At 69.3% G+C, this 23309-nt stretch carries 18 protein-coding genes and 1 pseudogene; 6 read left to right on the top strand and 13 right to left on the bottom strand.

All coding sequences use genetic code 11. The annotated features are described in order from the left end of the window. Positions 1–81 precede the first annotated feature (81 nt). From K1X59_RS13785 to K1X59_RS13750, 8 genes are all read right to left on the bottom strand, one after another. Positions 82–1125 (bottom strand): ABC transporter ATP-binding protein, encoded by a 1044-nt coding sequence (locus K1X59_RS13785; protein ID WP_220173499.1) that lies wholly within the window; start codon positions 1123–1125, stop codon positions 82–84. Next, positions 1122–3059 (bottom strand): dipeptide/oligopeptide/nickel ABC transporter permease/ATP-binding protein, encoded by a 1938-nt coding sequence (locus tag K1X59_RS13780; RefSeq protein ID WP_183150503.1) that lies wholly within the window; start codon positions 3057–3059, stop codon positions 1122–1124. The genes K1X59_RS13785 and K1X59_RS13780 overlap by 4 nt, the downstream gene beginning before the upstream one ends. Beyond that, complete coding sequence (locus K1X59_RS13775) at positions 3056–4054, bottom strand: ABC transporter permease (protein WP_220173498.1); 999 nt, start codon at positions 4052–4054, stop codon at positions 3056–3058. The genes K1X59_RS13780 and K1X59_RS13775 overlap by 4 nt, the downstream gene beginning before the upstream one ends. A 20-nt stretch (positions 4055–4074) precedes the next feature. Next, positions 4075–5535, bottom strand: coding sequence for an ABC transporter substrate-binding protein (locus tag K1X59_RS13770; protein WP_202045265.1), 1461 nt, complete (start codon positions 5533–5535; stop codon positions 4075–4077). A 133-nt stretch (positions 5536–5668) separates the two neighbouring features. Then, complete coding sequence (locus K1X59_RS13765; protein WP_220173497.1) at positions 5669–6688, bottom strand: serine hydrolase; 1020 nt, start codon at positions 6686–6688, stop codon at positions 5669–5671. Further along, the gene (locus K1X59_RS13760) at positions 6685–8073 is read right to left on the bottom strand and encodes a serine hydrolase (protein ID WP_183150502.1); all 1389 of its coding nucleotides are present in this window, start codon (positions 8071–8073) and stop codon (positions 6685–6687) included. The genes K1X59_RS13765 and K1X59_RS13760 overlap by 4 nt, the downstream gene beginning before the upstream one ends. A 151-nt stretch (positions 8074–8224) precedes the next feature. Next, positions 8225–9559, bottom strand: a complete 1335-nt coding sequence (locus K1X59_RS13755) for a serine hydrolase (protein WP_220173496.1) — start codon at positions 9557–9559, stop codon at positions 8225–8227. After that, the gene (locus K1X59_RS13750) at positions 9556–11037 is read right to left on the bottom strand and encodes an amidohydrolase family protein (protein WP_220173495.1); all 1482 of its coding nucleotides are present in this window, start codon (positions 11035–11037) and stop codon (positions 9556–9558) included. Before K1X59_RS13750 ends, K1X59_RS13755 begins: the two co-directional genes overlap by 4 nt. Positions 11038–11215: 178 nt before the next feature. On the opposite strand from K1X59_RS13750, the pseudogene K1X59_RS22915 reads away from it, so the two are divergent. The 4 genes and pseudogenes from K1X59_RS22915 to K1X59_RS13730 all read left to right on the top strand — a co-directional run bounded on the left by K1X59_RS22915 (position 11216) and on the right by K1X59_RS13730 (position 16555). Then, positions 11216–12228: pseudogene (locus K1X59_RS22915) on the top strand (LacI family DNA-binding transcriptional regulator). A gap of 258 nt (positions 12229–12486) precedes the next feature. Continuing rightward, entirely contained in the window at positions 12487–14007 is a 1521-nt protein-coding gene (mmsA, locus tag K1X59_RS13740; RefSeq protein WP_274601244.1) for a multiple monosaccharide ABC transporter ATP-binding protein, read from the top strand. Beyond that, positions 14004–15377 (top strand): multiple monosaccharide ABC transporter permease, encoded by a 1374-nt coding sequence (gene mmsB / locus K1X59_RS13735; RefSeq protein ID WP_183150498.1) that lies wholly within the window; start codon positions 14004–14006, stop codon positions 15375–15377. Before mmsA ends, mmsB begins: the two co-directional genes overlap by 4 nt. A gap of 59 nt (positions 15378–15436) precedes the next feature. After that, complete coding sequence (locus tag K1X59_RS13730) at positions 15437–16555, top strand: sugar-binding protein (protein ID WP_183150497.1); 1119 nt, start codon at positions 15437–15439, stop codon at positions 16553–16555. A gap of 136 nt (positions 16556–16691) precedes the next feature. Here K1X59_RS13730 and K1X59_RS13725 read toward each other — a convergent pair whose 3' ends face one another. Continuing rightward, the gene (locus tag K1X59_RS13725) at positions 16692–18083 is read right to left on the bottom strand and encodes an HNH endonuclease signature motif containing protein (RefSeq protein ID WP_220173494.1); all 1392 of its coding nucleotides are present in this window, start codon (positions 18081–18083) and stop codon (positions 16692–16694) included. Positions 18084–18186: 103 nt separating this feature from the next. On the opposite strand from K1X59_RS13725, the gene K1X59_RS13720 reads away from it, so the two are divergent. Further along, the gene (locus K1X59_RS13720) at positions 18187–18906 is read left to right on the top strand and encodes an alpha/beta fold hydrolase (RefSeq protein ID WP_220173493.1); all 720 of its coding nucleotides are present in this window, start codon (positions 18187–18189) and stop codon (positions 18904–18906) included. Between the two features lie 20 nt (positions 18907–18926). Here the strand turns inward: K1X59_RS13720 and K1X59_RS13715 are convergent, their stop codons facing one another. Continuing rightward, the gene (locus K1X59_RS13715; RefSeq protein ID WP_183150494.1) at positions 18927–19835 is read right to left on the bottom strand and encodes a spermine synthase; all 909 of its coding nucleotides are present in this window, start codon (positions 19833–19835) and stop codon (positions 18927–18929) included. Between the two features lie 110 nt (positions 19836–19945). On the opposite strand from K1X59_RS13715, the gene K1X59_RS13710 reads away from it, so the two are divergent. Beyond that, positions 19946–21784, top strand: a complete 1839-nt coding sequence (locus tag K1X59_RS13710) for an ABC-F family ATP-binding cassette domain-containing protein (RefSeq protein ID WP_183150493.1) — start codon at positions 19946–19948, stop codon at positions 21782–21784. Here the strand turns inward: K1X59_RS13710 and K1X59_RS13705 are convergent. Genes K1X59_RS13705 through K1X59_RS13695 form a run of 3 tightly spaced genes read right to left on the bottom strand, consistent with a single transcriptional unit; the run spans position 21765 to position 23227 of the window. Beyond that, a complete protein-coding gene (locus K1X59_RS13705) occupies positions 21765–22391 on the bottom strand; it encodes a dihydrofolate reductase family protein (RefSeq protein WP_183150492.1) in 627 nt (208 codons plus the stop codon). The genes K1X59_RS13710 and K1X59_RS13705 overlap by 20 nt on opposite strands. Further along, positions 22391–22885, bottom strand: a complete 495-nt coding sequence (locus K1X59_RS13700) for an SRPBCC family protein (protein WP_183150491.1) — start codon at positions 22883–22885, stop codon at positions 22391–22393. Before K1X59_RS13700 ends, K1X59_RS13705 begins: the two co-directional genes overlap by 1 nt. Before the next feature lie 3 nt (positions 22886–22888). Further along, positions 22889–23227: a helix-turn-helix transcriptional regulator gene (locus K1X59_RS13695; protein ID WP_183150490.1), complete on the bottom strand. Its 339-nt coding sequence runs from the start codon at positions 23225–23227 to the stop codon at positions 22889–22891. Positions 23228–23309: the final 82 nt, after the last annotated feature.

Raw genomic sequence — 23309 nt, 5'->3', positions numbered from 1 at the left:
GACAGCGCGGGTTGCTCGGGTGAGCGGAGGGAGAGCAGGTCGTCGACGGTGAGGCGATTCATGAGGGCTCCAATCGGATGGTCAGTTCACTGTGTCCGCAGAGTGCGGGGAGCGTGTTGTGTCGGCGGCCGAAACCAGGAGGGTGCTTTGGGGCGAGGGCACAGTCCCCAGCGCGGCGTGCGGACCGGAGCCCGCGAAGTGGCATGCGGCTCCGACCGTTCCCGTGGGACGCGGCGGCTCCGTGAGGACGCAGATCTGTCGATCGGGCCGCGCGGCGGGGCCGATGGGGCATCGCGGGTGGAAGCGGCATCCGCTCGGCGGGGCATGCGGGTCGGCCGGTTCGACGTCGACGGGCGCGAGCGGGTCGACCGCGAGGAGGTTCCCGTGCCTGGTCGGTGCGGCCTGCAGCAGGTCGCGGGTGTACGGATGCTGCGGGTCGGCGAGCACCTGCTCGGTCGGGCCGACCTCGACGATCCGTCCCAGGTACATCACGGCGATGTGGTCGCTCAGGTAGCGCACGACCGAGAGATTGTGCGAGATGAACAGCATCGTCAGGTCGAGCTCGCCGCGGAGGTCGCGCACGAGGTTGAGCACGGACCCCTGTACCGAGACGTCGAGTGCCGAGGTGATCTCGTCGGCGATCACGACATCGGGCCGGGCGGCGAGGGCTCTCGCGAGGGCGATGCGCTGGCGCTGGCCACCGGAGAGCGCCGCCGGCAGCGACTGTGCTCGATCGGCGTCGAGGCTCACCAGGTTGAGCAGCCGTGCCACCTCGGCCCGACGGGCTCTGGTGCCCCGCAGGTCGCGGGGGAGGGCCTCCGCGATCGATTCCCCGATCGTCATCCGGGGATCGAGGGAGGAGAACGGGTCCTGGAAGACCATCTGGATCGGGCGGCGGCGACGGAACCCGCGGACGTCGGCGCCGTCGAGCGTGATGGCTCCGTCGCTGATCGGTGCGAGGCCGATCGCCGCGCGGGCGAGGGTGGACTTGCCCGATCCGGATTCGCCGACGAGCCCCACGACGGACCCGGAGGGCACGGTGAGGCTCACATCGTCCACGGCGGTGAGACCGGAGCGGTGCGTTCCGTAGCGGACGCTGACACGATCGAAGCGGAGCTCGCTCATCGGGGGACCGTCTCTTCCTCGACCTGCGTCTGCGCCGCGGAAGCGGCGACGCGGTGGTCCATCGGATGCCAGCACGCCACGCGATGCCCGGGTCCGGCGGCGGCGAGTTCCGGGTCGCGCTCGCGGCAGACCGCCGAGGCGAGGGGGCAGCGATCGGCGAACGCGCATCCGGGAGGGAACGCCCCGGGCGCCGGTGGGCGGCCGGGGATCATCTTGAGGGGCGCATTCCGATCCGCGTCGATCTCGGGCACCACCTCGAGGAGCGCCCGTGTGTACGGATGCTGCGCCCCCGTGTGCAGGTCGGCGGCGGGCAGATCCTCGACGATGCGGCCGGCGTACATCACCAGCACGCGCTCGCAGGTCTGCGCCACGACGGCGATGTCGTGGCTGATCAGGAGGATCGCGGCGTCGGTGTCGCGGCGCACACCGGCGAGGAGCTGGAGCACCTGGCGCTGCACGGTGACGTCGAGTGCGGTGGTCGGCTCGTCCGCGATGATCAGACGCGGATGGTTCATGAGCCCCATCGCGATCATCGCCCGCTGCCGCATGCCACCGGAGAACTCGTGCGGGTACTGGTGCGCGCGACGGGCGGCGGCCGGCACCCGCACCGACTGCAGCCGCTGGACCGCGCGGGTCATGGCGTCGCGGCGGCTCATGCCCTGATGCTCCGACGCGGCCTCCGCCAGTTGCGAGCCGATCCTCCTGGTCGGGTTGAACGAGGTCATCGGATCCTGGAAGACCATCGCGAGCGAGGTGCCGAGAAGGCTGCGGATCGCGCGGTCCGGTGAGGTCAGCAGCGAGGTGCCGCAGAAGTCCAGACGAGCGGCGTCGATGTGCCCCGGGCGCTCGATCAGTCGGGCGGCGGCGAGAGCGGTCAGACTCTTGCCGGAGCCCGACTCGCCGACCACGCCGATCGCCTCGCCGCGCGAGATCGTGAACGACACCCCGCGCACCGGCGTGACCCATCCGGCGGGCGTGGGGAAGGAGACGCGCAGGTCGTCGACGAGGAGCACCACGTCGTCGCCGTCGACCTGCGCGGGCTGAGGGGCGTCGACGCGCGTGGGCGACGACGCGACAGCGGGGAGAGCGTGTCGGCGACGAGCCGAACGCCCGCCGAGGGCGGCCGCCGCGGTCTCGCCGAGGAGGTTGAACGCGAGTCCGGCGATCACCACGGCCACCGCGGGGCCCAGGGCCGCCGCGGGGTTGAGGTAGATGCGGTTCAGGCCTTCTCCGAGCAAGCGGCCCCAGTCGTATGCCGGCACCTGCACGCCGAGCCCGAGGAACGACAGGCCCGCGAAGGCGAGCAGAGCGGATCCGGCGGCGACGGTCGCGTTGACGATGAGCGGTTCACCGATGTTCGGCAGGATGTGCCGGATCAGGATGCGGAAGCGGGACACTCCGGCCACCTGCGCGGCGGAGATGAAGTCGCGTCCTGCGATCGCGGCCGAGAGGGTCTGGGTCAGCCGGGCGAACTGCGGCGCCATCGCGAAGCCGATCGCCAGCACCGATCCGGTCGTGCCGACCCCGAAGATCACCGCGAAGAACAGGGCGAGCAGGAGCCCGGGAAAGGCGACCGCGATGTTCACGAAGCCCACGATCGGTCGGCCCGCCCACCGCGGGAGCACGGAGGGCGCCGTGCCCAGCAGGGTTCCTGCGACGACGCCGATGATCACCGCGAGCACCGCGAGCACCACCGAGAGCCGGGTCGCCACCAGGACCCGCGCGAGCACATCGCGCCCGAGCGTGTCGGTGCCCAGCAGATGCGCGGCGCTGGGCCCCTGCGTGATCTCGGCGGGGTTCACCTGCTCGGCCTGAGCGCCCCAGATGAGCGGTGCGAAGATCGCGGCGAGGGCGACCAGCAGGAACAGACTGAGCGCGGTCAGTCCCAGGGGCGATCGGACGATGCCCGACCAGGCGGTGCGTGCCGACATCATGCCTCCCGGATGGTGGATCGAGGGTCGAGGAGCGCGAGGATCACGTCGATCACGAGGTTCACCAGCAGGACCCCGATGCCGTACACGAGCACGATGCCCTGCACGACCGAGTAGTCCTTGGTGAGGATCGACTGGACGATCATCGTGCCGAGGCCCGGCCAGGCGAACACGTTCTCGACCAGCACCGTGCCCGCGACCATGCCCGTCAGCAGGAGGCCGGTGAGGGTGAGCGTCGCCGTCATCGCGTTCGGCAGGGCGTGGCGCGAGTAGATGCGGTGCGGGGCGAGCCTCTTCGCCCTGGCGGTGCGGATGAAGTCCTGGCCGAGGACGGACAGCACCTCGACGCGGATGATGCGCGAGAACACCGCGATGGGTCCGACGGCGAGGGCGACCACGGGGAGCACCAGCGCGAACGGCGCCGTGTTGCCGGCGACCGGGAACCAGCCCAGCGAGACCGCGAACACGTAGACGAGGCCGACGGCGAGGAGGAACTCGGGGATGGCAGCGAGGATCACGGAGCCGGCGGCGAACGCGAGCTCGAGTCCTCGGCGCCGGCCGCCGCGGGTGGCCACCGCCATCGTGACGCCGAGGGGGACGGAGACCAGGAGCACCAGCAGCACCGCGAGGAGGGCGAGCTGCAACGTCGCCGGGAGTCGGGTGGAGATGATCTCGGACACGGGTTGGCTGGTGATCATCGACGACCCCATGTCGCCCGTGAACAGGCCGCCGATGTAGTGGAAGTACTGCACGAGGAGCGGTTGGTCCAGGCCCAGCGCCGCGCGTTTGGCTTCGACGAGTTCGGCGGGGGCGTTCAGCCCGAGAGCCGCTCGCACCGGGTCTCCCGGCACCAGGTGGATCATGAGGAAGGCAGCCGTGACCAGCACCCACACCGAGAGCACGAACTGCCCTCCGCGACGGACCAGGAAGGACACCCAGGGGTTGTCCGACCGTGCGGATCTGATCAGTATCGCCTGTGTGGCGGTGGTGCTGGCCATCGGCTGACTCCGGCTCTCTGCTACTCGAACATCCGGATCGACGTCGGGTCGATCCCGTCGCTCTCGGTGAAGGTCGACTTCTGCGCGAAGGTCGAGCGCACGATGTTCGCGTACGGGACGACGCTCGTGGTCTCGAACAGCGCCACCTCGGCGGCCGACCACTCGTCGCATCCCTCGGTGCCCGGCTTCTGCGACGCCGCGGTGACGGCTGCCGTGTAGTCGGCGTTGTCGATCGAGGCGAAGTTGGTGCCGTTCGGCGGGGTGGGACCCGAGTAGAACGGCACGAGCATGCTCGGCAGGTTGACCGTGAGGGGCGCGGCGGAGATGTCCCAGTCGCCGGTGGAGAAGAGCACCTCGCTCAAGGTGGGGGAGTCGACGGCGGTGACCGTGATGTCGACGCCGAGGTCCTTCCATGCGGACTGTGCGAGTTCGGCGGCGGCGTTGCCCGCGTCGCCGAGCTGCGAGGAGTAGATCATCCGGAGGGTGAGCGTCTCGCCGTCCTTGCTGCGTACCCCGTCGGAGCCTGCCGACCAGCCGGCGTCGTCGAGGGCGGCCGCCGCGGCGTCGGCGTCGAACTCCGGCAGGTGGCCCGACACGGTGTCGGCACGGCACGGGTTCGGCGACACGGTGACCAGGCCGGTCGGCACCGTGGCCTTGCCGCTGCCGATGACCTGACGCATCTGCTCGAGGTCGACGGCCTGCATGAGCGCGTCGCGCACGGCCTGGTCGGCGGTGGCCCGGCCTGCGGCCTGGTTGAACGTGAACGATCCGCCCGGCGTCTGGAGGTCGGTGTGGTACAGCCCGGCGCTCTCCATGCGCGCGCTGTCCGGACCGATCACGAGCGCGGCGTTGACCTCGCCGGAGAGCAGCAGGTTCGCGGCGGTGGTCTCGTTGGGGACCACCCGGAACACGACGGTGTCCGGCAGGCCCTTCTGCGTCGCATCCCAGTCGCCGGGACCCCAGGTGAAGTCATCGCGGCGCGTGAGGGTGTACTGGCTGTTCGGCACGATCTCGGTCATCGTGAACATGCCCGTCGATCCTTCGCCCTTGGCGAGGGCGTCCGGGTCGTCGATCACGGTGCCGCACACGATCGACACGCTGCCGACGTTCTCGAGCAGGAACGAGTCGGGGCGTCCGCTCGTGACCGTGACGGTGCCGGCGGTGTCGTCGCCGACGGCGGTGGTCCCCGGCTGCACCTGCAGGCCGATCAGGGGCGAGCCGTTGGCGGGGTCCCCGATGTGCGTGATGTTCGCGGCGACGTCGGTGGCGGTCAGCGGCGTGCCGTCGTCGCAGGTGATGCCGTCGCGCAGGGTGAAGGTCGCCGTGGTGGTGTCGGCCTCCCACGATTCGGCGAGGCCGGAGACGATCGAGCCGTCCTCCGTCGTCTCGACCAGGCGCCCGTAGACGAAGCGGTCGATGGAGCGGGCGACCGACATCACGGTGATGAACGGGTCGAGGCTGCCCGGGTCGGTCGAGATCACCGAGGTGAAGGTCTTGCCGTCCGCGAGGACACCCTCGGCGCTGTCACCGCCTCCGGGGGAGCGCTCGCGGCGCAGGATGTCAGGGCGAGGGCCGTGACGGCGAGCAGGGCGACCAGCGGGGTACGAGAACGCATCAGAAGCCTCCAGCAGTGTCTGTGATGGTGCAGTGTCTGGGATGGTGCAGTGTCTGGGATGAGTGATCTACAGCGATGGGGTGCGAGCGACGGGGAAGGGGGTCAGTGTGCGCGCAGGTGCTCGACCGCGGCGAACCCCGCCCGGCCGATCGAGGCGTCGACCAGGGGCTGTCGGTCGGCGAGAGGGTCGCGCGCGTGAACACGGCGACCGCGTACTGGCGGCCGTCGGGGTAGGTGACGACGCCCGCCTCGTTGCGCCAGGTCGGGAGCGTGCCGGTCTTGGCGGCGATGCGCACTCCGTTCGGGAACCCCGAGGTGAGCCGGTGCGGCCAGATCTGCTGGGCCATGATGTCCCTGGCCTGGCGGCACGCGTCGGCGGGAGCCGCGGTGTCGGTCCACAGGGCGTTCAGCAGCGTCGTGACGTCGCGCGGGGTGGAGTGCGAGGTGCGGACGGGGTGCACCGCGTCGAGCGCCAGGATCTGCTCCGGGGTCGCACTGCCGAGCAGCTCGTCCAGGTCGCTGTCCGGCGTGCCGCCGAGGTCGGCGACCACGGAGGCGAACAGGTCTTCACAGCATCCGATCAGGCGGGTGCCGTCGAGCCCCAGGTCGTCGATCACGCGGTTCACGGCGTCGGCGCCGAGCCGGTGGTAGAGCACGTCCGTGGCGGCGTTGTCGCTCATCGTCATCATGTTCAGGGCCAGGTCGCGCCAGCTGGCCTCGACGTCGTCAGCGAATCCGGCCGTTCCGACGCCGCCGATGCGGTAGCGCGCCGTCACGGTCGTGCGACCGGTCGGGTCGAGCTCACCGGCGGCGACGGCCCGGACGTAGGCGGTGAGCACCAGGATCTTGAACACCGAGGCCAGGACCACCGGTTCGTCTGCGCCGTGCGTCACCTCGGCGGCGTCGGTGGCGCCGGCGGCGCCGATCTTCCGCGCATGGAGGAATCCGGCGGCTCCCGCATCCGTGAAGATGTCGGCGATCTCCGCGGTCGCCGGAGCAGCCGCGGTGATTCCGCTCATGCGTCGATCCGCCGATCCGCGCGGCCCGTGTGCAGGTAGAGCGCGCGTCCGCTGCCGTCATCGCCGACGAAGGCGTGCGGCATGCGCATCCCGTGCTCGGCCTTGCGGGGGAGCAGGGTGTCGCCGGACCAGCCGACGAGCTCGACGGGCTCGGGGGCAGGGCCGAGTTCGGCGAAGATGCCCTTCATGGTGCGGTCGAGCCACACCCGTCCGTCGTCGTCCACGCGTACGGTCGAGTCCGAGACGGACGACGAGTACGTGCCGAGCACCCGCTCGAGGTCGATGGCGACGGGCGCCTCCGGAACAGTCGGCAGCGCGGGCACCGTGATGCCGGCGAGCGCCGCGAGCACCTTCGACACGATCGCGTGATAAGCGTCGACGGTCTGCCCGCCGTTCGTCAGCACGGCGACGGCGACGCCGGCGCCCGGCACCATCCGCAGGAACGCGTTCTGCCCGATCGTGCCGCCGTCGTGCCCGATCACCGTCCCGCCCTCCCAGTCGAAGATCTCCCAGCCGAGGCCCCAGGCGTCGCCCATCAGCCCGAGTTCGGGAAGCTCGACCTGCCGCTCCTGCATCGCCGCGACGCTCTCCGCGGAGAGCACGCGGGTGCCGTCGGCGGCGGTACCGCCGTCGAGGTGCATGCGTGCGTACGTCACGAGGTCGCGTGCGGTCATGGCGAGCATCGATCCGGCGGGTGCGTTCGAGCGCACCAGGCTCCACACCGGCGCCGCGACCGGCTCGTCGCTGCCGTCCGCGGGGATGTGCCCGAGCGCCGCGCGGAACATGATCGCCTCCGCTGCGGTGGTCGCCACGTGGGTGAGGCCGAGCGGTGCGATCAGGTGCGTGCGCAGCGCCTGGTCGTACGGCAGATCGCGCAGCACCTCGACGATGCGACCCAGGACGACGAACGCCGCGTTGTTGTAGGAGAAGCGCTCTCCGGGGGCGAAGAGCTGCGGGGCGTCGGCGATCGTCGCCAGATACTTCTCCACCGCGTCGTCGCCCACACCCGTGTCGTTGAAGAGGTCGCCCTCGAAGCCGCCGACGTGGCTGAGGAGCTGTCGGGTCGTGATCGCGCTCGCCGCGGCATCGTCGCCGATCGCGAAGGCGGGGAGCGTGTCGCGCACCGGGGCGTCGAGGTCGAGCCGCCCCTCGTCGACCAGCTGCATGATCAGCGTCGCCGTCCAGGTCTTGGTGATCGAGCCGATCTGGAAGACCGAGTCCTCATCGGCCTCGACGCCGGTGTTGCGGTTCAGGATGCCGGTGGCGGCGGTGAAGATCTCGCCACCGGACAGGATCGCGACGGATGCCGCGGGGATGTGCGCGTCGGCGAGCAACGTGGGCAGGTTCTCCTGCACCCAGCTGCCGATTTCGTTCAGGTCGGACACGTGCGCTCCTCTTCGTCGAAATGGTTCGTCCCGCTTGCCGTCGATCGGGGTGACGGCGATGGGCCGAGACTATTCGGGTGTTTCGCGGGGGCGTTGGTCGGCCCGGACGAGACTTGGCTCGACGTTGGTCGTGTCGGACGAAGCGCGGTCTTCAGCGTCGTCTGACCGCACGCAGACCCAGGTGGAGCAGTTCGGGGCCGCCCTCCGCGGTGTCGAGGAGGAGGCGCCCGACGGGCTGGTCCGTGTCCGTGACGAGCGCACCGTCCGACCGCACGCGCAGACGCACGGGCGGACGCGGCGGGATGCCGAGTGCGGCGATGTCCTCCCGCAGCACCATGTCGAACTCCAGGGCGTCGCCGACGCGCGTGACGTCGTAGTGCCACTGGCCGGCGTCGTAGCGGCCGACGACCTCGTCGAGCCTCTCCAGCGGGCGCAGGTCGACCTGCTCCGCGGACCGAGAGATGCCGCGAAGACGTTCGAAGCACCAGTCGATCACCTTCCCGCCGAGTGCCTTGCCGCTGCCGCTGTTCGTCAGCACCGTGATCGCGAGGTCCTCGTCGGGCGCGAGCACGAACTCGCTCAGCTGCGTGTCGGCGATGTTCCCGCCGTGCATGACGACCCTGGCCGATCCGTGGCGCGAGAGCAGCCACGGGAACCCGATCGCGTCGACGGGAGGTCCCGCGGTCAACTGGGGTTGCTGCATCAGCCGTCGTGTGGCCGTGGTGACCGGGGCGGCGCCCGCGCTCTCGCCGCGCATCTGGAACCGTGCGTACGTCAGCTGGTCGCGCACCGACGACACGATGCCGCCCTCCGGTCCGATGTCGCGGGTCAACGGCCAGGAGGAGAACGTCGTCATCGCGCCGTCCTCGCCGGGGACATGCCCGACCGCATGCGGTCGGCCGATCACGTCCCAGGGGAAGAAGAACGTCTCCGTCATCCCGAGCGGGTCGAGGATCACGCGCTGAACCGCCCGCTCGAACGGCGCACCCGTCACCACCTCGATGATGCGGCCGAGCAGCCGGATACCGGCATTGCTGTACGACGCGATCGTGCCGGGAGCGAAGAACTGCGGGAGGTCCGAGTACCCCGCGATGTTGCGGGCGAGCGCGTCGTCGTCCCAGCCCGGCTGTTCGTCGGCGTCGCCGAGGAAGCCGCCGGAATGGGTGAGGAGGTGTCGCACCCGCAGCGCGGCGAGGGCATCCGCATCGGCCAGGCGGAAGTCAGGGAGCACGTCGACGACGCGGGTCTCGAGGTCGAGCTCGCCCTGCTCGATCAGGTGCATCGCGACGGTCCCGGTGAAGGTCTTCGACGTGGATCCGATCTGGAACAGCGTCCGCTCGGTCACCCGTGCACCGGTGTCGAGGGCGCCGACCCCGGTCGCGGCGACGAGGTCGTGGTCGCCGTCGACCACGCCGACCACGGCGCCGGGCACACCGAGCTCTGCGGCCGTCGCGTCCAGGAACTCCTGCAGCTCGTCGTTCGTCATGCGTCTCCTCTCACCGCGCGCCCCGGCAGGGCGTCGGTCACGATCTCTCCCGCGTGCACGACCGCTGTGCCGTGCACGTACAGCTGGCGGATGCCTCGCGATGGCCTGGTCGGGTCGGCGTAGGTCGCACGGTCGGTCAGCGTGGCGGGGTCGATGACCACGACGTCCGCGTCGGCGCCGATCCCGAGGTGGCCCTTGGCGCGCATCCCCGAAGACACCTCGTCGAGAACACGCGCCGGCAGGTGCGAGCAGCGACGGAACGCTTCGAGCCAGGTCCACGTGCCGCTCTCGAGCACCATCAGACGCAGGGACTTCGCGAAGGTGCCTGCGGTGCGGGGGTGGGTGTGGCCCCCGGCGGGGAGCGGCCAGTCGCGCTGCTCGTACACCGTCCGTCCGTCGCCCGCCCAGGAGATCGGCATCGCGTCGCTCGCGACGATCGCGTCGGGGTAGGCGAGCGCGCGGTGCAGGTGCGCGCGATCGAAGGGATCGGCCTCATCGAGGAACGTGACGATGCAGGTCGCGCCGGGGTCGGTCGCACGCACCTCGCGCAGACGGGCCTCGTCGGCGATGCGCTCTCCGGTGTCTACCAGCACGAGGGAGCGCGGCGTGATGCCGAGTCCTGCGAGTTTCTCCGGGGCCAGGAAGAACGCACCGATCGCGGTGCTGCCCGCGCCGTAGGGATAGGCCTCGACGGTCACCCTCGACCCGGCGGCACGGCTGCGGTCGAGCAGTGCCAGCACGCGGTCCACGTGCCGCAGCGACGTGCTGTTGACGTGGCAGTGGTGCATCGCGGCGCCGGTCTCGGCCGCGGCTCTGACCAGCTCCTCCGAGCCGTCGATGGGCGTGCGGGGGTCTGCCTCGATCAGTTCGCGCACATGCGTGAAGGTCGGGGCGTGCGCGGCGGCGGCGAGCCGCGCGAGGTCCAGGTACTCGTCGGGATCGGAGCGCGGCGCGTACCCCATCAGCACGCCGATCCCGAGGGCGCCGGCGCCGAGCTCGTCCTCGAGCAGGCCGAGCCAGTGGCGGCGCTCCGCAGGGGAGGAGGACCGCTGCCAGTCGGGCTTTGCGAGCAGGTCCATCGAGGCGGTGAAGTCGGCGACGGGAACGCGGTCCAGGTGCGCGTAGGCCCTGGCCTGCGACCAGGATGCCGAGAAGCCGTAGTTCACCGGCCGACCGTCGGCCGCCGCGCGCGCCATGGCCTCGGCGATGGGCATGAGCCCGGCTTCGAGGTCGAGTGCCGTGGTGACGCCGTCCATCGCCTGGAGCCGCTGTCCCGCGATCGAGTGCACGTGGCTGTGGAGGTCGATGAACCCCGGTCCGACGATCAGACCGGAGGCGTCGACGATGTCGGCGCCTCCCGGTGCATCGAGATCGTCGCCGATCGCGGCGATCCGTCCATCGGCGATCAGGAGGTCGGCGACCCGGTCGGTCGCGGTCTTCGGGTCGATGACGCGCCCGCCGCGCAGCAGAGTGTCCACGCCGCCACGATGCCATGCAGGGGCCGGGTGGTCCGGTGCCGCTCGACGAAAGCCGGGGTGATTCCGGTGCGAGCGCACAACCCTTCCGGCGCCCTCCGCGCGCCCGAGACGTGCATGCGCGCGCCCGCGAGACATAATGAAGTGACGATGTGACCGTGCACAAGCGAGGAGGCACGTGATGGCCACTGCTTCCGAGCGTGCGCGGATGCCGAGCATCCGCGATGTCGCGCGACTCGCGGGGGTCTCGCACCAGACGGTGTCTCGCGTGCTCAACGACCATCCGAGCATCCGCCCGGAGACCAAGGCGAAGGTCCTCGACGCGATCTCGGTCCTCGACTATCGGCCGAACCTCGCCGCGCGCGCCCTGGTCACCAGCAAGTCCAACATGCTCGGCATCCTCTCCGCCACGATCGGGGAGTTCGGTCCCACGTCGTCGATCGCCGGGATCGAGGATGCGGCCCGCGAGGAGGGCTACTCGGTCTCGACGCTGAACCTCGCCGACACGACGCCCGAGGCGATCGGCACCGCGGTCCGGCAGCTCGCGGGGAGCAGGTCGACGGCATCGTCGTGCTCGCTCCGCAGGTGCGGGTGTTCCATGTCCTCCGGGGCATGAACGTCGACATGCCGTTCGTGACGCTGCAGACCGCGTCGGGCTCGGACGGGGTGAGCCTGTCGGCCGACCAGGTGGCGGGGGCCAGGGCGGCGACGGAGCACCTGATCTCCCTCGGCCACACCGACATCCTGCATCTGGCGGGCCCGCAGGACTGGATCGAGGCGGAGTCGCGCATGCGCGGGTACCTCGACGGTCTGCGGGAGGCCGATCTGCCGACGTTCCCGCCGATCCGCGGCGACTGGACGGCGGACTTCGGCTACTTCGCGGGCAAGGAGCTCTCGCTGCGACGCGACTTCACCGCGGTGTTCGCGGCGAACGACCTCATGGCGATCGGCCTGATGCACGGCTTCCGTGATTCGGGAGTGCGGGTGCCGCATGACGTGAGCGTGATCGGCTTCGACGACATCCCGGTGGCGGCCCACGTGGCGCCGACGCTCAGCACCGTGCATCAGGACTTCCCCGAGTTGGGGCGCCGTGCGGTGCGCATCCTGCTCGCCCAGATCCGCGGCGAGGATGCGCCGGAGTTCGGCCCGCTTCAGACCCTGCTGCGGGCGCGCGAATCCGCCGCGATGCGCTGAGGCGTCCTCGCGCCTCGGCGACCGGTCGAGGGTGTCGAATCCTTTCGATCCTTGCTGTTGCCTGGAGGCCCGGGATCACGCGGATCCCGGCCGTGTCACGGTAGGGATTCGAAATGCCGGCGCCGACTTGACAGAGGTCGCCTCGAAGACGACGATGTACCAATGTGAACGGTCACATCGAAGGTGACCGCACGTCGCGAGGAAAGATCCGTGAGCACTACAGCAACGTTGCCGACCGTGTCAGGCCCGATCCTGGAGATGCGCAGCATCACCAAGGAGTTCCCGGGTGTCAAGGCGCTCGCCGACGTCTCCATCACCGTCCGGGCCGGCGAGATCCACGCGATCTGCGGCGAGAACGGCGCCGGGAAGTCGACCCTCATGAAGGTCCTCTCCGGGGTGTACCCGTACGGGACCTACGAGGGGGAGATCCTGCTCTACGGCGAGGAGCAGCGCTTCAAGGACATCGTCGCCAGCGAGCAGGCGGGTATCGCGATCATCCACCAGGAGCTCGCCCTGATCCCCGAGCTCTCCGTGACGGAGAACATCTTCCTCGGCAACGAGATCCAGCGTGGCGGACGCATCGACTGGCAGGCCCAGAAGGAACGCACGATCGAGCTGCTGGCCCGTGTCGGGCTGAACGAAGACCCCGACGCGCAGATCAAGACCCTCGGGGTCGGCAAGCAGCAGTTGATCGAGATCGCCAAGGCGCTCAACAAAGACGTCAAGCTGCTGATCCTCGACGAGCCGACCGCGGCGCTGAACGAGAACGACTCGCAGCACCTGCTCGACCTGATCCTCGGCCTCAAGGCCAAGGGCATCGCATCGATCATGATCAGCCACAAGCTCAACGAGATCGAGCAGATCGCCGACGAGATCACGATCATCCGCGACGGACGCACGGTCGAGACGCTCGACATCTCGCGCGGTGAGATCAACGAAGACCGCATCATCCGCGGCATGGTCGGTCGCTCGCTCGAGAGCCGGTACCCCGACCGCACGCCCGAGATCGGCGACGTGTTCTTCGAGGTCAAGGACTGGTGGGTGCAGCATCCGACCGTCGCGGAGCGCATGGTCGTCAAGGGCTCGAGCATCGACGTCCGTCGCGGCGAGGTCGTCGGCATCGCCGGGCTCATGGGCGCGGGGCGCACCGAGTTCGCGATGAGCATCTTCGGCCGGTCGTACGGCACGTTCCTGTCGGGCACGATGATCAAGGACGGTCAGGAGATCGCTCTCCACGACGTGTCGGCGGCCATCAAGCACGGGCTCGCCTACGTGAGCGAAGACCGCAAGGTGCTCGGGCTCAATCTGCTCGACACCATCAAGCGGTCGATCGTCGCCGCGAAGCTCTCGAAGATCGCGAGGCGCGGCGTGGTCGACGCCCGCGAGGAGTTCTCGGTGGCCGAGCGCTATCGCAAGGCGCTGCGCATCAAGACGCCCTCGGTCGAGGAGGGCGTCGGCAAGCTGTCCGGCGGAAACCAGCAGAAGGTCGTGCTGGCGAAGTGGATGTTCACCGACCCCGACCTGCTGATCCTCGATGAGCCGACGCGCGGCATCGACGTGGGCGCCAAGTACGAGATCTACGCGATCATCAACGAGCTCGCGGCGCAGGGCAAGGGCGTCATCGTCATCTCCAGCGAGCTCCCCGAGCTCCTGGGCATCTCCGACCGCATCTACACCGTCTTCGAAGGTCGGGTCACCGACTGCATCCCGGCCGACCAGGCGACGCCCGAGGACCTCATGCGCAGCATGACCTCCACGAACCAGAAAGCATCCGCATGACCACCGACACCACCGCAACGAAGCGCGGCTTCCACTTCAAGGACATCACGAAGATGTTCGGGGGCGGCCAGTCGACCCTCCGCCAGTTCGGCATCCTCGGCAGCCTCGTCGTGATCCTGGTCGTCTTCCAGGTCCTCACCTGGATCGTCAAGGGCACCGGCCTGACGCTCTCGTCCGGCAACCTGATCAACGTCGTCAACCAGTACTCGTACATCCTGATCCTCGCGATCGGCATGGTGATGGTCATCATCATGGGTCACATCGACCTCTCGGTCGGCTCGGTCGCCGCGTTCACAGGCATCGTGGTGGCGAAGGCGATGGCCGACTGGAACCTCCCCTGGCCGCTCGGCGTGCTCCTCGGCCTCGGGGTCGGTGTTCTCGTCGGAGCCTGGCAGGGGTTCTGGGTCGCCTATGTCGGGGTTCCCGCGTTCATCGTGACACTCGCAGGCATGCTGTTCTTCCGCGGCGCGAACCAGTGGGTCGGAGACTCGCAGTCGGTCCCCGTGCCCGAGGGCTTCAAGGTGATCGGCGCGGGGTATCTGCCTGAGCTGTCGTTCATCCCCGTGCCCTTCAACGTGCTCACCATGGTCCTCGCGCTCGTCGGAGCCCTGTGGATCGTGTTCTGGGAGATCCGCACCCGCCGCATCCAGCGCAAGATGGGCGCGGACATGGCGCCGCTGTGGGTGAGCGTCACCAAGGTCGTGCTCATCTCCGCCGTCATCCTCATCGCGGGATGGCTCTTCGCGACGGGCCGTGAGGGCACCAGCTTCCCGATCTCGGGCGTCATCCTGCTCGCCCTCGTGATCCTGTACTCCTTCATCACGAACAACACCGTGTTCGGCCGCCACATCTACGCGGTCGGCGGCAACCGGCAGGCTGCGCGCCTGTCGGGCGTGAAGGACCGCTGGGTCGACTTCTTCGTGATGATGAACATGTCGGTCCTCGCCTCGCTCGCCGGCATGATCTACGTCGCCAGGGCCACGGCATCGGGGCCGCAGGACGGCAACGGGTGGGAGCTCGACGCGATCGCCTCGGTGTTCATCGGCGGCGCCGCCGTCTCCGGCGGCATCGGAACCGTGATCGGGTCGATCATCGGTGGTCTCGTGATGGCGTTCCTCAACAACGGCCTCGCGCTGCTGGGCGCGGGCGCCGACGTGGTCTCGATGATCAAGGGTCTCGTGCTGCTGTTCGCCGTCGGCGTCGACGTGTGGAACAAGCAGCAGGGGCGCCCGTCGATCATCGGCTTCCTGACGCGCCGGTTCGGAAGCAAGCAGGATCCGGCGACCGACACGTTCGATCCGACCAAGGCGAACTACCCCACCAGTCAGAAGTACGAAGCCCCCGCCGTCGAAGAGACGCGCGGAAAGTAGGGGTCGACTCGCGTGCCGCACGCGTGACGAGACCTTCACACACCAGAGAAAGAGATCACATGAAGAAGATTCTTCTGTCGGCGACAGCGCTTGTCGTCGCGGGCGCCTTCGCCCTCACCGGCTGCTCTTCGGAGCGCGGCGGTGACACCGGATCCGGAGCGGGGGAGGAGACCGCCAAGGGCTTCGCCGCCGATGCCACGATCGGTGTCGCCCTTCCCGACAAGACCTCGGAGAACTGGGTCCTCGCCGGTCAGCTGTTCACGGATGGTCTCGAGAAGGCCGGCTTCAAGGCCGACGTGCAGTACGCGCCGGCCAGCAACACGGTCGCCGAGCAGCAGAACCAGATCCAGGCGATGGTCACCGGTGGAGCCAAGGTCATCATCATCGGCGCGAAGGACGGCAAGCAGCTCGCGACCCAGGTCGAAGCCGCCCATGACGCCGGTGTCGCCGTCATCGCCTACGACCGTCTGATCGAGAACACGAAGGCGGTGGACTACTACGTCGCGTTCGACAACTTCGAGGTCGGAAAGCTCCAGGGGCAGGCGCTGCTCGACGGGCTCGCCGAGCGTGCAGGACATGAGGCTCCGTACAACATCGAGCTGTTCTCCGGTTCGCCGGACGACGCGAACTCGGCCGTGTTCTTCAACGGCGCCATGGAGGTGTTGCAGCCGAAGATCGACGACGGCACGCTCAAGGTCGTCTCCGGTCAGACCGAGATCTCGCAGACCGCGACCGAGGGGTGGAAGCCCGAGAACGCACAGCGCCGCATGGACTCGATCCTCACGTCGACGTACGGCTCGGAGGCGCTCGACGGCGTCCTCTCCCCGAACGACACGCTCGCTCGCGCGATCATCACGTCGGTGCAGGGCGCGGGCAAGGATGTCCCGGTCGTCACGGGTCAGGACTCCGAGGTCGAGTCGGTCAAGTCGATCATGGAGGGCATCCAGTACTCCACGATCAACAAGGACACCACGCTGCTCGTGGAGCAGGCCATCAAGATGGTCGGCCAGCTGCAGAAGGGTGAAGAGGTCGACGTCAACGACACCGAGCAGTACGACAACGGCGTCAAGGTCGTTCCCTCCTACCTGCTGCCTCCGGTCATCGTCACCAAGGAGAACGCGGCCGAGGCCTACGCCAACGTCCCGAGCCTCCTCGAGATCGTGAAGTCGTACGAGTAAGCGGCCACGCCGCAGTCGTCCTCACGGACATGCGAACCGTCCGGGCCTTCGGGTCCGGGCGGTTCGTCGTCTCTCGGCAGGGCGGTTCGTCGCGACCCACGGACGGCGCACCGCGCACCGGGGAACGGCCCTGGTCTCAGAACGGCGTCAGCGCCGGTTCCACGCTCGCCGGGGCCGCGGTGAACGTCACCGTGTTCTGCGGTGGCGGCCGGTCGATGTAGGTGCGCCCGGTCGGACCCGTCCACTCCAGCACTCCGCCGGGGCGCTGGTCGACGTGCCAGGGGGAGTGGTGCTTGAGCATGTGATGTCGGCGGCAGAAGGCGGAGAGGTTCGTGTCCGACGTCGCCCCACCGGTCGAGGCGGCGTGATTGTGATCGAGGTCGCATTTCCGCGCCGCGATCCCGCACCCCGGGAACCGGCAGCGCTGATCCCGCGCGCGCAGATGTCGCCGCAGCTGCTCGCTCGGACGGTAACGGTCGACCGCGAGCAGCGCGCCGGAGATCGGATGCGTCAGCACCCGATCCCACCCGACAGCAGAACCGGCGAGTGTGCGGGCGGTCAGCGCGTCGATCGGCACCGTGCCGTCGAGCTCGGCCGGGGGTGTCGATGCCGAGGAACCCGCTGCCGAGGAACCCGCTGCCGAGGAACCCGATGCCGAGGTGTCGTCGTCCATCAACGTCAGCACCGGCACCGTGACCTCGACCCTGGCGCGGATCTCGCCCAGCAGGCTCTCCGTGGTCTCGTGACCCGCGGGCGCGCCGGTGAGCGCGAGGTCGACCAGGAGATCTGCGCGGAGCTGATCCACCGTGCGTCCATCGACGGGTCCACCGTCGTCCGTGCCGGAAACACCATCCGTGGCGGCATCCCTCGACGCTCGGGTGCTCTCCTCCTGCACCGCATGCGCCATCTGCGACAACCGGTCGAACATGCCGTGCAGCAGCACCGCGGGACCTCGCGCCCCGAGTTCGGCCATCCCGTCGTCGAGATCCTTCACCCACACGCGCCGCAACTCACGGGCATCGCGATGGCGCTCGGTGATGCTGCGCTCCTGGAACCGTTCCGCGATGCGCCGCGCCATCCGCCGCAGCCTGTTGGGCGACTCGTGCACGGCGAGCTCGACCACCTCGGCGGCGTAGGCGGCACGGTCGGTGTCGTCGTCGAGATGTGCTCCCGCCTCGACGATCACCCGCGCGTGCGCGGCGGTGATCCTCCCCTCGCCCTGTGCCTGCCACACGGTGGGGAACCGCTCCACCAGCCAGGAGGCCTCCGCCATCCGGCGCTCGATCGTGCGGTCGCTCACATGCTGCGCCGCACCGATCTCGGCCGCCACCGTGCGGATCGCCATGTCGCCGTGATCGGGATGCGCCGCCGCACGCGCGATGTCGACGGCGAGGCGCCCCGCCATCGCGAGCATGCCGTCGCGGGCCGCGTGCATGCTGCTCAGCGTCGCCTCCGCGGCCTCCAACGACGCGACCAGATCGGCGAGCATCGCCAGCTGGGCGTCGGTCGCGTCGAGCAGTGCGGTCATGACGACAGTCCATCACAGGCCACCGACATTCGAAGAAAGCTTCGAGGAGATCTCCGCTGCGAGATCGTCACGAAACGGTAACGACCGTGATTGACTGAACCGGATGCTCCTCCACGCACTCGATATCGGCGAAGGCCCCCGCACGGCCGTCCTGCTCCACGGCCTCATGGGTTCGAGCGAGAGCTGGTGGCGCGTCGTCCCGCGCCTCGTGGACCGCGGTCGTCGGGTGATCGCGCTCGACCTCCCCGGTCATGGCCTCTCGCCCCGGGATCCGGAGCTCACGATCGAGCGGGCGGCGTCGGCCGTCGTGGACACGGTGCGCGTTCTGGCTCCCGGCGGGCCGGTCGACGCCATCGGCCACTCGTACGGGGCCACGGTGCTGGCTGCGGCCGCGGAGCAGCTGCGCCCCGACCTCGCGGTCTATGTCGACGCCGCGCTCGTCCTCGCCGGGGGCGCCGACAGACACGCGCTCACGGCCGCGTACGCGCAGGATCGGCTCCTGCGGATGTCGCCGGACGGACTCAGAGCGACCCGACCGTTCTCCTCGGAGAGGGATGCCGAGGTGGAGGCACGTGCGGCCGCGCGCTTCGACCCGGCGACCTCGGCATCCGTCTCCTGCGGTCCAGACCAGGCGTGGGAGGCGGTGCCGGGGTCGATCGTGATCCGCGCCGATCCGAGCGCCTGGGTCACCGATCAGGATGCGCGTCGGTTCGAGCAGGGCGGGGTCGAGGTGCGCAGCGTCCCCGGCGCCGCACACACGATCTGGTACAGCCACTTCGACGAGTTCACCGCGTCGCTCCCCGAGATGTTCGGCGGGCGCTGACTCCGCCGCCCCGCGAAGTTCTAGTCCCAGAGCGGGTCGTCGGGGTCGGGGGAGTCCGTGCCGTCGGCGTCGGTCATGATGCGTGCTCCGGCGAACCATGACGTCAGACCGTCGGCGTGGAGCATGTGCGGTCTCGGTGTGCCGAGAAGGTCGGGGGTCGTCACGACGTCCAGCGGGTCATCGCTCGCGAAGATCACGACGTTGCCGAGCGGACCCTCGTCATCGTCCGGTTCCGCGTCGAGGACGACGGCGACGTGGGTGAAGACGGAGTTCAGGGTGGCCGCCTGTCGCCGCGAGTACTCGAACGGATGCCCGTCGAGCAGATTCACGGCCACGACTCCGTCTGCGGCGGCGCGTGCGGCGACCCGGCGGTAGAACTCCTGGCTGGCCACACGGTGTCGGATGACGGCGGCATCCCAGAGATCGACGACGGTGAAGCGCGCATCCACCCACTCGGTGTCGACCGCGGTGCGCCCGACCGCCGCGGCGCCGAGCGTGGGGGTCGGGGATGCCGGCATCGACGACAGGGACCCGTCTGGAAGCTCCGCATCGGCGACCGCTCGCGCATCGCCGAAGATGACTCGCAGATCGGCGGTGGCAGGCAGGGGCAGCGCGGCGATCACCGCTTCGTACAGAGCAGGCTCGAACTCGACCACGAGCTGCGGCGATCCGGTTCGCGTGGCCTCGACGTAGCGTGCCAGCGTGAGCGCTCCGGCTCCCAGATGCACCGTGAAAAGCGGAGCGCCGGGCTCGGCCGCAGCATCGATCGCCCTGGCGATGTGCCGGATGTAGGCGTAGTCGAGTGCGGTGGGATCGGTCATCGAGACGACCGACTGCGGGATTCCGTCGACGCTGAGTTCGTAGCGACCGGGTCGCTTCCGCGACTGCACCAGCTTCGCCTCGCGGCCGTCGAGCATGAGCGAGAACATCCGGCGATTCCTTGGCACCCGTCGATCTTAGGTCGGGCAGTGCCGGTCGGAGTCCGCCTGCCGCGGAACCGGCCGTCGCGCCCGTCATCCCCGACTACCCTTGAGGGAACATGGCACATCTTCTGGGGGCTGAAGCCCTGCACCTCGAATATCCGACCAGAGTCGTCTTCGACTCCGTGACCCTGGGAATCGAGGAGGGTGACCGCATCGGCATCGTCGGCCGCAACGGCGACGGCAAGTCCAGCCTCCTCGGGATGCTCGCCGGCATCAAAGAGCCCAACTCCGGCCGCGTCACGGTGCGGGGCGGCACGCGCATCGGAGTCCTCGACCAGGCAGACACCCTTCCCGACGACCTGACGATCAGCGCCGCCGTCGTCGGCGACACCCCGGAGTACGAGTGGGCGGGAGACGCGCGCATCCGCGACGTGATCGACGGACTCCTCACCGATCTGCCGTGGGATGCCGAGATCGGCTCGCTCAGCGGTGGCCAGCGGCGACGCGTCTCCCTCGCCAAGCTGCTCACCGGCGACTGGGACGTCATCGCCCTCGACGAGCCGACGAACCACCTCGACGTCGAGGCGATCACGTGGCTCGCCGCGCACCTCAAGAAGCGCTGGTCGCCGAACTCGGGCGCCCTCATGGTCGTCACCCACGACCGGTGGTTCCTCGACGAGATCTGCACTGAGACGTGGGAGGTGCACGACCGCATCGTCGAGCCCTTCGAGGGCGGCTACGCGGCGTACATCCTGCAGCGCGTCGAACGCGATCGGATGGCCGCCGCCACCGAGGCGAAGCGTCAGAACCTCGCCAAGAAGGAGCTCGCGTGGCTCCGGCGCGGCGCGCCGGCGCGCACGGCCAAGCCCAAGTTCCGCATCGACGCGGCGAACGAGCTCATCGCCGACGTGCCGGAGATCCGCGACACGGTGTCGCTGCAGTCCCTCGCCGTCTCGCGCCTCGGCAAGGACGTGGTGGATCTGCTCGACGTCGGAGTGACCTACCCCACCGCGGACGGAGGCGAGAAGGTCGTCCTCAAGGACGTCGAATGGCGCATCGCGCCGGGGGAGCGCACGGGCATCCTTGGGGTGAACGGCGCAGGCAAGTCCACGCTGCTCGGGCTCATCGCCGGCACCGTGGAACCGACAGTGGGGCGTGTCAAGCGCGGCACGACCGTGAACGTGAAGACCCTGACGCAGCGTCTCGACGAGCTCGACCAGTACTGGAAGGACCCGGTGCGGGTGGTCATCTCCGGCCTGCGCACCTCGTACACCCTCGGCGCCGGCTCCAAGGCGCAGGACCTCACGCCAGGGCAGCTGCTCGAACGCCTCGGCTTCTCGTCGGCGCAGCTGTCGACGCCGGTCAAAGACCTCTCGGGTGGGCAGCAGCGCCGTCTGCAGCTGCTCCTCGTCCTTCTGGAACAGCCGAACGTGCTGATCCTCGACGAGCCCACGAACGACATGGACACCGACATGTTGGCCGCGATCGAGGACCTGCTCGACTCCTGGTCGGGCACGCTGCTGGTGGTCAGCCATGACCGCTACTTCCTGGAGCGGGTCACCGACCAGCAGTACGCGATCCTTCCCGGTCCGGACGGCGCTGGCCACCTGCGCCACCTTCCCGGCGGGGTGGACGAGTACCTGCGCCTGCGGGAGCGGCAGGACGCCGCGACCCCGAAGCAGACCGCGACCGCTGCGGCGACGGCGACATCGAGCGCGGCCGCCAAGGGCCTGGACGGTGCCGCCCTGCGCGCGGCGCAGAAAGAGGTGTCGGCCCTCGAGCGACGCATCCAGAAGCTCACCCAGCAGGTCAACGCCGCCAAGAGCGCCCTCGCCGATCACGACCAGTCGGACTATGAAGGACTGGGCGAGCGGATGAAGAAGATCGGCGAGCAGCAGGCCGAGATCGAAGAGCTGGAGCTGCGCTGGTTCGAACTCACCGAGGAGATCGGCTGACCCGGTAGCGAAGGTGCGTGGTGCTCGGCGAAGGCTCCGCTTCTCGCAGCTCGAGGACCACCCGCTTCGGGTCCACACCGTCGAAGAGGCGGATGCCGCGGCCGAACAGCACCGGCGAGAGCGCCACGTGGAACTCATCCACCAGGCCGGCGTTGAGACACTGCACGATCGTCGCGGCGCCGCCCGCGATACGCACGTCCCGTGGTCCGGCAGCTGCGCGCGCACGTTCGAGTGCCGCCTCGATGCCGTCGTTCACGAAATGGAACGTCGTCCCTCCCCGGCGCTCCCACGGCGCACGCTCCTCGTGCGTCACGACGAAGACCGGGGTGTGGAACGGCGGATCGTCCGGCCACGCGTGCTCGCCGGCGTCGAACATACGCTTGCCCATCACGCTCGCGCCGGTGCGCTCGAAGGTCTCGCGCACGATGTCGTTGTCGCGGCCCTCCTCGCCGCCGTCGCCGAGCTTCAGGTTCTCGCGGAAGTGCCTCTGACGGAAGACCCACTTCTGCAGCTCCATCCACTGCTGTCCCATCAGCTCTTCCGGGGAGTCGGGGGCGATGTAGCCGTCCAGCGACATCGAGACGCTGAAGAACACGGTGCCGGCCATCAGTCGAGTCCTCCATCCCGCACGAGCTCGCCGACGTACCCGGCCAGACTCGCCAGCGTCTGTCGACCGCCCTCGATCGCCCCGTGCTTCTCGACCGCCGCATCGCGCAGCGCCGGGGTCGCGAAGACGGTGAGCATCTCGATCCGGGTCCTCTCCCCGTCTGCCGTGAAGGTGAGGACCGACTCGAACGCATCGGGGTCGTCGCGATGCTCGCCGTGCCGAAGGGCGATCCGCGACGGCGGCTCGATCGCGGTCCACACGATCCACTCGGGGTAGTCGGTGCCGTCGGGCCCGTGCATCACGAACACCCATTCGCCGCCGACGCGGAACTCGAACGATCGCGTGCTGGTGGTGAACCCGGTGGGGCCCCACCAATGCGAGAGGTGCCGCACTTCGGTGAAGGCCTCGAACACCAGCTCCCGTGGCGCGTCGATCACTCTCGAGACCACGATCTCCCGCTCGGCCGTCGGGGCCATCCGTCCTGTCGTCTGCATCCGCTAGTCCTGCCTCTCGTTCTTGAGTTCCTGCACATATGCGTCCAGTCGGTCGAAGCTCTCGCTCCAGAACCGCTCGAATCCGCCCGACCACTCGTGCACCGCTCGCAGGCCGCGGGCGTCCAGGGCGTAGAGGCGCTGCTTGCCCGCTCGGCGGTCCCGGACCAGGCCCACTTCTCGGAGCACGCGAAGGTGCTTCGACGTGCCCGGCTGGGACATGCCCAAGTCCTCCGACAGCGCTGTCGCGGCTCGTTCGCCGTCGCGCAGCAGGGTCAGGATCTGCCGACGCCGAGGCTCGGCGATCGCATTGAACACATCCGAGGTCGTCGCTGCTCGTGCCATGAGAGCAACATATACCCATATGGGAAAGTGTGTCCAGCGGCAACCGGGCCGACGCCGCAGAGGAGATCCGCCGCCGGAGGAA

Origin of the sequence: Microbacterium sp. Se5.02b (assembly GCF_019464375.1) — a bacterium.
Taxonomy (GTDB): domain Bacteria; phylum Actinomycetota; class Actinomycetes; order Actinomycetales; family Microbacteriaceae; genus Microbacterium.
This window is presented reverse-complemented; position numbering and strand designations above follow the sequence as displayed.